A 12856-nucleotide genomic window follows, 5' to 3' on the forward strand; every position below is an offset into this window, starting at 1 on the left:
TAATTTTATTTAAGCAAAATTAATACTTTTTAAAGTAAAATCGCAAAAAACATTTGGGAAAGAAATTTGGCTTTAATAGATTTAATCGATGCAAATAAGAAATTTAATACAAAAATAGTTTTAGAAAATGCAAATTTTAGTGCAAATTTAGGAGAAAAAATCGCCATTATAGGCAAAAATGGCGAAGGAAAATCAAGCTTTTTAAAAGCCCTTATGGGAACTTTAAAACTAGATAGCGGTAGAGTAATTAAACAAAATAACGCTAGTATAGGTATGTTAAGCCAACAAGTAAGCTTTGAAAGCACCTTAAGCGTAAGCGAAGCCATCAAAAAAGAACTTGAAGAAATTTACCAAGCCTTGAAAGAATTTGAAAGCTATAATGAAAAACTAGCTTTTGATCCTGAAAATAAAGAATATTTAAAAAAAGTAGATGAATTAAGTTTATTTATAGATTCAAAAGACGCATGGAATTTAGACCAAAAAATACAAAGAATATTAGAAGAATTTAAACTATTAGAATACAAAGACAGAACACTTTGCTCTTTAAGTGGGGGCGAAATAAGACGCGTAGGGCTTTGCACACTTTTGCTAAAAAATCCTGATATATTATTGCTTGATGAACCAACTAATCATCTAGATGTATATATGAGTAACTTTTTAGAAGAAAGGTTAAAAACCTCTAAAATGTGTGTTATTTTCATCTCTCATGATAGGTATTTTATCGATGCTATAGCGCAAAAATGCGTAGAAATAGAAGCGGGAAAATTAAGCATTTTTGAGGGTGGATATACGCAATATCTAGAAAAAAAAGTAGCTATTTTAGCTTCCTTAGCTAAAAGCCATGAAACCTTGCTTAAGCAACTAAAAAGTGAGGAAGAATGGCTAAGAAGAGGAGTCAAAGCTAGGCTTAAACGCAACGAAGGACGCAAAGAACGCATTTTTAAAATGCGTGAAGAAGCTAAGAAAAACCCAGGAGCTATCAAGCGCTTACAACTTGAAATCAAAAGAGCAAGTAAAAATTTTAACCAAACTCAAAGCCAAAACCGCAAAAAAATGCTTTTTGAACTTAAAAATATCTCAAAGTCTATTGCCAACAAGACACTTTTTAAAGACTTTAATGCACGAATTTTACAAGGTGAACGCATAGCCATAGTAGGTAAAAATGGCTGTGGAAAATCTACTTTCTTAAAGATTTTACTTGATCAAATTCCGCTTGATAGCGGAGAGATTAAAAGAGGTGAAGTTAAAATAGGCTATTTTGATCAAAGCAGGAGCTTATTAAATACTGATAAAAAACTTTTAGAAATTTTTTGCCCAAATGGTGGCGATCACATTCAAGTGCGTGGTAAAAATATGCATGTTTATGGGTATTTAAAACAATTTTTATTTCCAAAAGAATTTTTAGAGCAAAGTGTGAGTGTACTAAGTGGGGGTGAGAAAAACAGAGTTGCTCTAGCCTTGCTTTTTACCAAAGAATATGATGTATTAATCTTAGATGAACCAACAAATGATTTAGACATAGCTACGATTAATATCTTAGAAGAATACTTACTTTCTTTTGAAGGCGCGATTTTGCTTGTCTCACATGACAGATATTTTGTCGATAAAATAGCAACTAAACTTTATGCTTTTGAAGATAATGCAAATATTAATATAGAAGTTCTTTCTTATAGTGAATATTTAGAAAATGAAAAAGAATACAAAGACTTTGAAGAATTTTCTAAAAGCTTAGAAACAAACACCACCGCAAGTGTAAAAACAAAAGAAAAATCGAGTAAAAAACTAAGCTATAAAGAAAATGAAATTTTAAACTCATATCCTGATAAAATTCATAAATTAGAAGAAGAAATAAAAGAAATAAAAAATGCTCTAAGTAATCCTATAATCTATCAAGAGCTAGGTATAAACACTCTTTATGAAAAGCTAAATTCATTAGAAAATGAACTTAGTATTTTAGAAGAAGCTTATTTTGAGGTTTTGGAAAAAAGTGAGGATAATTTATAATAATTTTTTATTATTCTATTTACTCTATTTAATAGTTATAAATTTTATTTGTTTTTAATTGACTTTTTTTGTTATTGTTGTTATAATATTTTTTCAATAAAATTATAATTTTATTAAGGAGTTTCAGAACAATGAAAAAGTTGAATAGAAAAATTTTTCTTTCCGCTTGCGTTGCTACTTTTGTAGCTAGTTCGGCCATGGCTATAGAGCCATCCAATCCTATTCCTGGTGCAATTGAAGATAGTCAGCTAACACACCTAGGGGAGGGGGAATATCAATTTGTAATTTCAAAACCACAAGAACAAACATTCTATATTAGTAATCATCTAGGTGATAATGATTATGGACAAGGTGCTGTATTAGAAACACCTATTAAGCACTTAACAATAAATGCAGCTAACAACACTATTGTAGTTGGAGGTAAAGATGTTCCTTTTGGCTCAATAGGTGGTATAAAACCTCATTATTCTTTTGCTATCAAAGCTAAAGAAGTAAACTTCATAGGCAAAAAAAATCCAGATAATATAGTGATAGCAAACCCAGATCCTGGTTTTGGCTTTCCAGGAGTTCCTGGCTTAGGAGCTCAAGGTGGCAATAATGTAGATGATGGATTTGGTGCTATGTTTGATCCAGATACAGGTATAAATAGCGGCGCCTTAATCGATAGAAATCCATGGGGACCAACTTGGATTCAAGACTCAAGAGAAAATGTTTCTCTAAATGTTTTCCATGATGGCTTAATTGATGGTAATGTTAATATGGATCATGCGAACTTTAAAATCATAGCAGGTGATTTTAATGGTATTAACTATAATGGTGCTTTAACTATCAATGGAGACCTTTTTGCTCATGATTCATTATTTACTCTACATGGACCACATCAATTTACAGTAAATGGTAATGCAGTAATTAGAAATTCTGTGTTTGAGCTTGCAAACTTTAGTAACCCTGTAACAGAAAAAGGCGTTTACTTAATGAGTGCTACAAACTTCAACAAAGAATTTGCAGAAGTAAATACCGTTAGAAATGTATTATTAATTCCAGAAGGAAAACTTTTAGGTCTTAAAGGTCATGCACTAGCAGAATACGAAGGTGAAGTTGTAAAAGTAATCGTAGATCAAGATAAAAAATACTTCAATTATAGACTTAATGTAATTGGAAATGATGCTTATGCTCAAGGTGGCTTAACAAATAATATTAAAAATATTAGCATTAGTAAGCTTCTAAAAGAAATGAGAATAGAAGTTCTAACTCAATTACATGATTATTACGCTCAAAAAGCTTTTGAACAAAACCAAAACAATCCTGGTATTGATCCTAAAGAAGTTAATTATGATAAAATTCTATCCGATATTAAAAAAGAAATGGATAATATAAGCAACAACAAAAAAGTTATTACTTATGGACACAAAATTGATTCAGTTTTAGCATCTTTAAAAAATTCTGATAGACATTTAGCAGCTAACTCGGCTTTAGTTAACGCTATCAAAGGCGATGTAAGACAAGCTCAAGCAATAGTTGATTCAGCTAGAGAAAGCGCAAACAATTCTAACCGCCAAGGTGCTATTCAAGTTATTAACTTGGCTAACGAGATGGCTATTGCTACTAGAATGGCACAATCAAGAAGCGCTGGTGAAAATAGCGTATGGGCTAATGCATTTGGTGGTGCAAATATAATTGGTAGCGAAAGCGAAGGCGTATATGGAACTACTATAGGTATTGATAGACAATTTAGCGATGCTATTTTCTTTGGTGCATATTTAACTTATGCTGATTCACAATTAAATCATAATTCTTTAAATCAAGATTCTAATAATTTACAACTAGGTCTTTACTCAAGAATTACAAATGGTCAACATGAATTTGATATTAAATCTTATGCACAATTTAGCTTTGCAGATCAAGAAAGATTTGTAAATGGCTCAGTGCAAAAGTCTGATTTTACACAAACCTACTTAGGTGCAAGTGGTAACTATGGTTATGTATTTGATTTTAGTGATAGCTTTTCAATCAAACCTTTAATTGGACTAAATCTTTATTATAGCCACACTCCAGATTATACAGAAAATGGTCTTTGGGCTCAAAAAGTTTACTCAATGGATAGTTTTGCAGCGAGTGCTGAAATTGGAGCAGAATTTAGAAAATTCTTTGACGGTGGTAGCTATTTCTATGTAACTCCAAAAATCGAACAATTTTTTGCTATGAGTGGGGATGATTTTAAAGGTCGTTTCACAGGAAGTGATTTTAGCTATAATGTAGCTGGTGCTGAAAAAGATAAAACTTTCGGTAAAATCCTTATCGGAAGCAATATTAGCGTTACAGATAGATTTTCTATTGATCTAAGTGTAGGCGCTAAACAAATCTTAGGCAATAAAGATGATAACACTGATGAAACTTACCTAACTGGTAATATTGGCGTTAAATACTCATTCTAATTGACATAAACAAGAATTCTTCTTATATAGCATAGGTAATTTACCTATGCTTATTTACTTTCTTATTGCATACTTTCACAAAAAAATTACACGGAAAAACTATGACTTTGATAACTATTTTATGTGTTTACACAGCTTTTTTGGTTTTTATATCTTATGTGCAAATTTCTTTTTTAAAAAAAGAAAGAGAAAAACAAGCAATTATTTTAAGTAAGTACGATTATAAAAATGCTGCAAATATCGCCATAGAAAATGAAAAATACAAAATCTTTTCTAATCTTTATAATCTGATGATTAACATTTCTTGGATTAGCTTTGGCTTTTTGTATTTAAAAGAAATTTTTATAAAAGAAAATTCTACCTTAGAAAATACTTTATTTTTGCTTACATTTTTATTGATTATTAGTATTTTAAATTTACCACTTAGCTATTATGAAAGCTTTATAAAAGATAAAAAACACGGCTTTTCAAATATGACTTTAGCACTTTTTGTTAAAGACAGCATTAAATCTTTAGCTCTAATGCTTGTTTTTGGCTTTTTAATCATCTATGCCTTAGTATTTTGCTTTGAATTTTTTAACACATACTGGTGGGTAGTGGCTTTTGCTCTAAGCTTTATAATTATACTTATTATAAATCTTATCTATCCTACACTTATTGCACCTATGTTTAACAAAATGAAAAAACTTGAAGATGAAAATTTATTAGAAAAAATCACTAATTTAATGCAAAAATGTGGCTTTAGTGCAAATGGTGTTTATGTTATTGATGCAAGCAAAAGAGATAAAAGATTAAATGCTTATTTTGGTGGCTTATTTAAAAGCAAAAGAGTAGTACTTTTTGATACACTTTTAAATGCTTTAAAAGAAAAAGAACTCATTGCTGTTTTGGGTCATGAGCTAGGACATTTTGCGCATAAAGATTTGATAAAAATGTTATTTGCTAGTGCTTTGATGCTTTTTGCTTTATTTTTCATCTTTGCACATTTACCAAGCTTTTTTTATATTGAAAGTCATTTAGATGGAGTGAATGCTGGAGTTTTTGCACTTTTATTGATTTTTGGAAATATTTTTACTTTTATTATTTCTCCACTGCTTAATAAAATGAGTCAAAAAAATGAATTTAATGCTGACTTACACGGAGCAAAACTAAGCTCTAAAGAAGATATGAAAAATGCCCTCATAGCTTTAGCAAAAGAAAACAAAGCCTTTGTTAAAACAAGTAAAATTTATACTTTCTTTCATCTAAGTCATCCTTGCATTTATGATAGAATCAAAGCTTTGCAATGATTTCAATCAAACAAGCTTTAAAGCAAGCTTACGCAAAAGATCCTACTCACAAAGAATATATACTTTTTATTCTTTGTGAGCTTTTGCAAAAAGATAAAGCTTGGATTTTTTTAAATCCTGAATTTCAAATCAATGAGAAAGTTTTTTTAGAATATATAGATAGATTTTTAAATGGTGAGCCTTTTGAGTATTTATTTCAAAAAACACAATTTTATGGTTTTGATTTTTTTACTAAAAAAGGGGTTTTGATACCGCGTTTTGATAGTGAAATATTACTTGAAAGATGTTTAGAAATTTTAGATCATAACTCTTTTAAAAATATACTTGAAATTGGCTTTGGAAGTGGAATTTTAAGTATTTGCTTAGCAAAGTTAAAACAAATTTTTATACAAGCTTGTGATATCAATCCAAAAGCATTAGAGCTTGCTAAAAAAAATGCAGATTTTCATAATGTTTCAAATTTAATCAATTTTCAACTTTGTGATTTTAAAAATATACAAGGAAATTTTGACTTTATTTTTTCTAATCCTCCTTACATAAAAAATGACTATCCTTTAGATAAATGGGTTCAAAACGAACCACACAATGCTTTATTTGGTGGAGATAAAGGTTGGGAAATTTTACATGAAATTATTCTTTTTGCCAAAAATCACAACACAAAAGTCTTAGCATGTGAGTTTGGCTATGATCAAAAAACAATTTTAAATAAAATTTTAAAAGAAAATGATTTCAAGGCTACTTTTTATCAAGATTATAATGGATTTGATAGAGCCTTTGTTGCATGGAATTTAAAAAATTAGACTATAATTATCTTTATTATAGGAGAAAATATGAAATCAATATATTTATTTTTACTAGCAAGCTTAATTGGGATTGAAATTAGCATAGGTGTGTTTTTAGCTCCGACTATATTTTATCCTGCTAAATTCATAGGTGAAGGGGTTTTAACTCATTTTCAAAGTGGGCTTTTAATGACACACATTTTTGTGCAATTTGGCTATGTTTTGTTAGGTGTGAGTGTTTTGTCTATTTTAATAGAAATTTTTTCATTTAAAGACAAAAATTTAACTTTTAAAATAAATTTTTCAAAATTTATGCTTTCTTTGATCATTTTGGCACTAAGTTTGCTTTTTGTATTTTACTTCACTGCTTATGTTTTAGAAGCACAAAGTTTAGGAGAAGAAGCAACTAAAACTCAAGAATTTATAAAAATTCATGGTGCAAGTGAAGTTGTGATGAAAATTATCATGTTATCACAAGTAATTTTGTTTTTCTTAAATTTTAAAACAAAAAAATGATATAATAAAATAAGTCTTTAAAAGGAGTCAAAGATGAAAATAGGCGATATAGGAACAACTCAACAAAATCACTACTTAAATCAAGCTCAAAAAAGCCAAGAAAAAGCTTTAGAAAACATAGCCACAATCCGTGCTATAGATGGGAGCGATGGAGCAAATTTAGCCATAGCTGATTCTTTAAGAAGTCAATATAGCACTATAGATCAAGGTATTTTAAATGCCTATGATTCCATAGGAGTTTTACAAATTGCTGATTCAACTTTAAATAACATTTCAGCTACTGCAGATAAACTTAATGAACTTTCAGTGCGCTCAAACAATGCTGCTTTAAATGACAGACAAAAAAGTATGCTAAATTCCGAAGCAAGCAAACTTGTAACTTCAATCAATGATGCTTTTTCTAATGCGACTTTTAATGGAAAAAATGTATTTCAGAGTATGGATTTTGTTGTTGGTGCTGGGGTTGAAAGTATTAATTTAAATCAACCAAGCACAGCAAATTTAAGCCTTGAAAATCAAGACGGAATTCGTGATTTTCAAGATCAGGTAGGTTCTTTACGCGCAGATATTGGTGCTGGAATTAACGCTATCCATTCTAATATCAACTCATCTTTGCAAACTAGTATTAACACTAAAGAAGCTGAAAGCAAATTACAAAATAATGACTTAGCTCAAAATATCAATGATTTTAATGCAAATTACCTAAAAGAAAATGCATTTTTATTTGCAAATGCTCATTCAAATGTAATGTTACAAACTAAACTAGCAAGCCTACTTCAATAATAAAAACTCCCAAATAAGGGAGTTTTTCAAGGAAAAATATGCAAAATAATGCTTTATTTAAGCAAGTTTTAAAACATCCTTTATATGAAAAAATCCAAAAACTTAGTGAAAAAATTCAAAATTCAAATTACCTTATAAATGAAAGTTTTGATATTTTTTGTGATAAAAGTTTAGATGATGAGATCAAGAATATCACTTTAGAATTAAAACCTTGGCGTAAAGGACCTTTTAAAATTAATGATTTATTTATAGATACAGAATGGCAAAGTTTTATCAAATTTAATATTTTAAAGCCTTATATGCAAGAAATAAAAGGCAAAATAGTAGCAGATATTGGCTGCAATAATGGTTATTATATGTTTAAAATGCTTGAATTTAATCCTTCAAAGCTCATAGGTTTTGATCCTTCTATTAAGTATTATTTGCAATTTTTACTTTTAAACTCCATTGCAAAAACTCCTATACAATATGAGCTTTTAGGCGTAGCTGATGTACCAAATTATGGCATAAAATTTGATGTGATTTTTTGTCTTGGAGTGATTTATCATCGTAGTGATCCCATAGCCATGCTAAAACAACTCAAACAATCTTTAAATAAAGATGGCATAGTCTTTTTAGACACTATGTATATAGAAGATGAAAGAGAAATAGCACTTATTCCTCAAAAAACTTACTCAAAAATACCAAATATTTTTTTCATTCCGTCGATATTAGGTTTAAGAAATTGGTGTTATAGGGCTGGATTTAGTGAATTTGAAGTTATAACAACTAAACAAACCGATCTTTTAGAACAAAGAAAAACACAATGGATTGATTCTTATTCTTTAGATCAATTTTTAGATAAAAATGATTCAAATTTAACTTGCGAAGGCTATGAAGCGCCAAAAAGAGTTTATGTTAAATTAAAGGTGTAAAAATGGCAAGAACAGTAAGTGCTGTTACTATAGAAGAATTAATAGATCCAGAAGAGTTAAATCGTATCAAATCAGAACTTATCACTTGTCCAGGGATAAACAATACTTTAGCAGGAAGTATTTCTCATATAGAAAAAAATTTCGCCAAAGGTATTTTAATCACAACCCATGATATGGCAGTAGATGAACTAGGATTAGTGCATAGTGGCTTTGTATTTAATGCAGCAAATTACATAGCACAAGCTGCAATTAATAAAGAATTTAGCGTCTTAATAGGCTCAAGAAGCTTTTTTTATGCTCCTTTAAAAGTGGGAGATATTTTAAATCTTGAAGCGAGTGCTTTATTTAGCGATGACTCAAGAAAAAGAGAGGTTAAAGTAGCTGGTTTTGTAAATGAGATTAAAATTTTTGACGCATCTTTTCAAGTTATTACTACAGATGATCATATATTTAAACTTAAACAAAATCAAGCCGCTACAAATAATAATCAAAATCAGCAAGAAACAACTAAACAAGAATCAATGCAAGAAGAACTTAATGCAGTCTTAAAAGGAATCGGGGGTTAAAGGTAAATCCACCCAATTCTTTGGACATTCTTTATGATAAGTCCCACTTGCATCATAATATTCCTTACAATCATCGTAAAAGCGATTTGAAACCCCTCTTTCATTGACAAAACAACCACTAAAAAATAATACTAAAAATCCAAACAATAATATTTTTTTAAACATCTTATATCCTATTTTAATCTTATTTGTTTACGCCATTTATAAGGCTCTATAGGATTTTCACTTTCCCATAATCCTTTTTTATTTATCTTGGCATAATTTTGCTCATTTATATATAAATCACTATAATGCTCATATGCCCAAGCAAAACCATTTTTAACCATAACTTGATTAATATCTTTATCATTTAAATATACAATGGCTAAAATTCTACCATATTTATCCTCATCTTTTACATTTAAAACTACTTCTTTATTTAATACAATAGCTTTTAGAAATTGCGTAGCCATCTTTCCATAAGCTTGATCGCTCTCAGGCGCATCTATACCAAAAAGTCTGATTTTAAGCTTTTCATTTTCAAATTTAGCCTCAATAGTATCTCCATCTACTACACGACTTACTTTAGCATTGATATATGAACCACTATCATAGTTTAAAACATAAGCAAAAGCAACTAAAAAAAGTGCGATTAAAAATTTCTTCGGATCTTTTAATAAGTTTATAAATAATTTAATTTGTTTCCTAGAAAATTTCATTTAAACCTCATCTATATAAAAATATGCCATAATTACAATAAAAAGGAGAATTTATGCAAGAAATTATACAAAATTTTAAACAAATTGCTCAAATACCTCATTGTAGTTTCAAAACCGAAGAATTGAAAAATTTTCTCATTGATTTTGCTAAAAGTCAAAATTGCCAAGTAAGCGTTGATGAAGCAGGTAATATCCACGCACACAAAGGAAATCCTAAAATTTGTTTACAAAGTCATTATGATATGGTTTGCATGGGAGAAGCTCCAAGTATACAAATATATGAAGAAAATGGATATTTAAAGGCTAAAAATTCAAGCTTAGGTGCAGATAATGGCATAGGAGTATCACTAATGATGCAAGCTTTAAAAGATTTTGAAAATATAGAATGTCTTTTTACTAATGATGAAGAAGTTGGACTTTGTGGAGCAAACAATCTCACCCATACTTTGATCTCAAGCAAGCTTTTAAATTTAGACCACGAAAGCGATGATGAAGTTGTTATAGGTTGTGCTGGCGGGGTAGATATTTTTGCTAGTTTAAACTTAGAAATAGATGAAAAAGAAGAAGATTGTTATGAGATAGAAGCAATTGATTTTAAAGGTGGGCACTCGGGAATCGATATTGTTAAAAATATTAAATCTTCTATTAAAGAAGTGAGCTATTTTATCACTCAAAATCAAGGAGAACTTTGCGAATTTAAAGCAGGTGAAAGAATAAATTCTATACCAAAACATGCTAAAGTTATAGCATTTTTTAAAAATCCTCCAAAAGAGAATGATCATTTTAAAGTAAATTATATAGGTAAAATCAAAAGAACATATTATAAAAATTCTCAAGTTATTTTAAATCTCATTAATGCTTTTGCACAAGGAGTTAGAACTTTTAATCATCAATTAAATTTAGTTCAAACAAGTATCAATCTTTCACTAGCTTATGAAAAAGATAACAAATTTCATTTTGAGCTTTTTGCAAGATCTAATGATTTACAAGAACTTAAAAACATAGAATTTGAAACCTTAACTTATTTTAAGATGCAAAACTGCGAAGTTTCAAGTGCAAATTTTTATCCACCGTGGGCTAATAAAGATACTAAATTTGGAGAAGAAATTCTAAGTTATTTTAAAAAAGAAAACCCAAATGCCAAGCTTTACACTATACATGCTGGTTTAGAATGTGGTATTATAAGTGAAAAACAACCTTTAGAATGTTGCTCAATAGGACCAAATATCCATAGCCCTCACTCAACAGATGAAAAATGTGAAATAGCTTCTATTGAAAAAATCAGTAAAATTCTTTATGCAATCTTAAAATATTATCAATAAATATAAAATAACCAATATTTTGATAAATAAATTCAAAATATTGGTAAATATTTATTTAAATAATAAAAAATTTTATTTACTATTAATAAAACTTGGATTATACTCTCACATATTTCAAAAAATAAGGAGAGAGTATGGAAATACTAACTAGCCTTAGCGAAGGTGTTCAATTTAGTATCCAACTAATTGTTGTTCTCATTTGTCTTTTTTATGGGGCAAAAAAAGGCGGTATCGCTCTAGGCTTATTAGGCGGTATAGGTTTATTAGTTTTAAGTTTTGGTTTTGCTGTAGCACCTGGAAAACCTTCTATTGATGTTATGCTTACCATTTTAGCTGTTGTTGTTGCTAGTGCAACTTTACAAGCTAGTGGTGGTTTGGATGTAATGTTGCAAATTGCAGAAAAAGTTCTAAGAAAAAATCCTAAATTCTTAACTATTTTGGCGCCATTTGTAACTTGCATTCTTACCATGCTTTGTGGAACTGGGCATGTTGTCTATACTATGATGCCTATTATTTATGACATTGCTATTAAAAATGGTATTCGCCCAGAAAGACCAATGGCTGCTTCTAGTATTTCTTCACAACTTGGTATTATCGCAAGTCCTGTTTCAGTTGCAGTTGTAAGCTTAACAGCCCTACTTTTAAATCCAGAAATTAATAAACATCCTTTAGCAGGATTTGATGGCTATGTAGATTTACTTGCTATTACTATACCTTCTACCTTAGTAGGTGTTTTGGCTATAGGAATTTTTTCTTGGTTTAGGGGAAAAGATCTTGATAAAGATAAGGATTTTCAAGCTAAGATTAAAAATCCAGAACAAAGAGAATATATCTATGGCGATAGTAAAACTCTTCTTGGACAAAAACTTCCAACTATCCAATGGGTAGCTATGTGGATTTTCCTAGGTGCTATTGCTATAGTAGCTATACTTGGAGCTTTTCCAGAGCTTAGACCGCAATTTACCTCAAAAGGCGTTATCAAACCTATGAATATGGTAGCAACTATTCAAATGTTTATGCTTTTAGCAGGTGCAGCGCTAATCATTTTTACCAAACTTGATGCAAGCAAAATTGCAAAAAATGAAATTTTTAAATCCGGTATGATAGCCTTAGTAGCTGTTTTTGGAATTTCTTGGATGGCAGATACAATGTTTGCAGTGCATACTCCTATGATGAAAGAATCTTTAGGTAATATCGTTATAGAACATCCTTGGACTTATGCTATTATGCTTTTACTTATTTCTAAATTTGTTAATTCTCAAGCAGCAGCAATTGCAGCTTTTGTGCCACTTGCACTAGGAATTGGTGTTGAACCAGGTATTATCATTGCTTTTGCAGCAGCTTGCTATGGATACTACATTTTACCAACTTATCCAAGCGATCTTGCAACTATACAATTTGATAGATCAGGTACTACAAAAATAGGTAAATTTGTTATCAATCATAGCTTTATCTTACCAGGATTAATTGGTGTGATTGTTTCTTGTATAGTAGGTTATTTTTTAGCTTTAGGTGCAGGATATTTATAAAAATTAAAAGGGCTTTAA

General features: G+C 29.7%; 12 protein-coding genes. 10 read left to right on the forward strand and 2 right to left on the reverse strand.

What is annotated here, in order from left to right:
* Positions 1-66 precede the first annotated feature (66 nt).
* The 8 genes from L8X28_RS04300 (at position 67) to L8X28_RS04335 (ending at position 9289) form a co-directional block, all read left to right on the forward strand.
* Positions 67-2004, forward strand: a complete 1938-nt coding sequence (locus L8X28_RS04300) for an ABC-F family ATP-binding cassette domain-containing protein (RefSeq protein WP_263665627.1) — start codon at positions 67-69, stop codon at positions 2002-2004.
* A 131-nt stretch (positions 2005-2135) separates the two neighbouring features.
* Positions 2136-4439, forward strand: a complete 2304-nt coding sequence (locus tag L8X28_RS04305; RefSeq protein WP_263665628.1) for an autotransporter outer membrane beta-barrel domain-containing protein — start codon at positions 2136-2138, stop codon at positions 4437-4439.
* A 101-nt stretch (positions 4440-4540) separates the two neighbouring features.
* Entirely contained in the window at positions 4541-5728 is a 1188-nt protein-coding gene (locus L8X28_RS04310; protein ID WP_263665629.1) for a M48 family metallopeptidase, read from the forward strand.
* On the forward strand, positions 5728-6528 hold the full coding sequence (locus L8X28_RS04315) for a HemK/PrmC family methyltransferase (protein ID WP_165955269.1): 801 nt from the start codon (positions 5728-5730) through the stop codon (positions 6526-6528). Before L8X28_RS04310 ends, L8X28_RS04315 begins: the two co-directional genes overlap by 1 nt.
* Positions 6529-6558: 30 nt before the next feature.
* A complete protein-coding gene (locus tag L8X28_RS04320; protein WP_133319299.1) occupies positions 6559-7026 on the forward strand; it encodes a DUF4149 domain-containing protein in 468 nt (155 codons plus the stop codon).
* Positions 7027-7059: 33 nt separating this feature from the next.
* The gene (locus L8X28_RS04325) at positions 7060-7809 is read left to right on the forward strand and encodes a flagellin (RefSeq protein WP_263665630.1); all 750 of its coding nucleotides are present in this window, start codon (positions 7060-7062) and stop codon (positions 7807-7809) included.
* A gap of 38 nt (positions 7810-7847) precedes the next feature.
* Positions 7848-8723: a tRNA 5-methoxyuridine(34)/uridine 5-oxyacetic acid(34) synthase CmoB gene (gene cmoB / locus L8X28_RS04330; RefSeq protein ID WP_263660585.1), complete on the forward strand. Its 876-nt coding sequence runs from the start codon at positions 7848-7850 to the stop codon at positions 8721-8723.
* A 2-nt stretch (positions 8724-8725) separates the two neighbouring features.
* A complete protein-coding gene (locus L8X28_RS04335; RefSeq protein WP_133319302.1) occupies positions 8726-9289 on the forward strand; it encodes a hypothetical protein in 564 nt (187 codons plus the stop codon).
* Here the strand turns inward: L8X28_RS04335 and L8X28_RS04340 are convergent.
* Both L8X28_RS04340 and L8X28_RS04345 read right to left on the reverse strand, forming a co-directional pair.
* Positions 9269-9454 (reverse strand): hypothetical protein, encoded by a 186-nt coding sequence (locus tag L8X28_RS04340; protein WP_263665631.1) that lies wholly within the window; start codon positions 9452-9454, stop codon positions 9269-9271. The two genes, L8X28_RS04335 and L8X28_RS04340, sit on opposite strands and share 21 nt — an antisense overlap.
* Positions 9455-9462: 8 nt before the next feature.
* The gene (locus L8X28_RS04345; RefSeq protein ID WP_133319304.1) at positions 9463-9987 is read right to left on the reverse strand and encodes a thermonuclease family protein; all 525 of its coding nucleotides are present in this window, start codon (positions 9985-9987) and stop codon (positions 9463-9465) included.
* A 53-nt stretch (positions 9988-10040) separates the two neighbouring features.
* Here L8X28_RS04345 and L8X28_RS04350 point away from each other — a divergent pair, with 53 nt between their 5' ends.
* Positions 10041-11309: a M20/M25/M40 family metallo-hydrolase gene (locus tag L8X28_RS04350; RefSeq protein WP_263665632.1), complete on the forward strand. Its 1269-nt coding sequence runs from the start codon at positions 10041-10043 to the stop codon at positions 11307-11309.
* 134 nt (positions 11310-11443) lie between these two features.
* Positions 11444-12838 (forward strand): anaerobic C4-dicarboxylate transporter, encoded by a 1395-nt coding sequence (locus L8X28_RS04355; RefSeq protein WP_263665633.1) that lies wholly within the window; start codon positions 11444-11446, stop codon positions 12836-12838.
* The last annotated feature ends 18 nt before the right edge of the window (positions 12839-12856 follow it).

This window comes from Campylobacter sp. CNRCH_2016_0050h, assembly GCF_025772605.1.
GTDB classification, from domain to species: domain Bacteria; phylum Campylobacterota; class Campylobacteria; order Campylobacterales; family Campylobacteraceae; genus Campylobacter_D; species Campylobacter_D lari_D.

Excerpts from the sequence above, each read along its gene's own strand:
- L8X28_RS04310 (WP_263665629.1), top strand. The coding sequence starts at position 4,541 with ATGACTTTGATAACTATTTTATGTGTTTACACAGCTTTTTTGGTTTTT.
- L8X28_RS04335 (WP_133319302.1), top strand. The coding sequence starts at position 8,726 with ATGGCAAGAACAGTAAGTGCTGTTACTATAGAAGAATTAATAGATCCA.
- L8X28_RS04345 (WP_133319304.1), bottom strand. The coding sequence starts at position 9,987 with ATGAAATTTTCTAGGAAACAAATTAAATTATTTATAAACTTATTAAAA.
- L8X28_RS04325 (WP_263665630.1), top strand. The coding sequence starts at position 7,060 with ATGAAAATAGGCGATATAGGAACAACTCAACAAAATCACTACTTAAAT.
- L8X28_RS04305 (WP_263665628.1), top strand. The coding sequence starts at position 2,136 with ATGAAAAAGTTGAATAGAAAAATTTTTCTTTCCGCTTGCGTTGCTACT.
- L8X28_RS04320 (WP_133319299.1), top strand. The coding sequence starts at position 6,559 with ATGAAATCAATATATTTATTTTTACTAGCAAGCTTAATTGGGATTGAA.
- L8X28_RS04355 (WP_263665633.1), top strand. The coding sequence starts at position 11,444 with ATGGAAATACTAACTAGCCTTAGCGAAGGTGTTCAATTTAGTATCCAA.
- L8X28_RS04350 (WP_263665632.1), top strand. The coding sequence starts at position 10,041 with ATGCAAGAAATTATACAAAATTTTAAACAAATTGCTCAAATACCTCAT.
- L8X28_RS04340 (WP_263665631.1), bottom strand. The coding sequence starts at position 9,454 with ATGTTTAAAAAAATATTATTGTTTGGATTTTTAGTATTATTTTTTAGT.
- cmoB (WP_263660585.1), top strand. The coding sequence starts at position 7,848 with ATGCAAAATAATGCTTTATTTAAGCAAGTTTTAAAACATCCTTTATAT.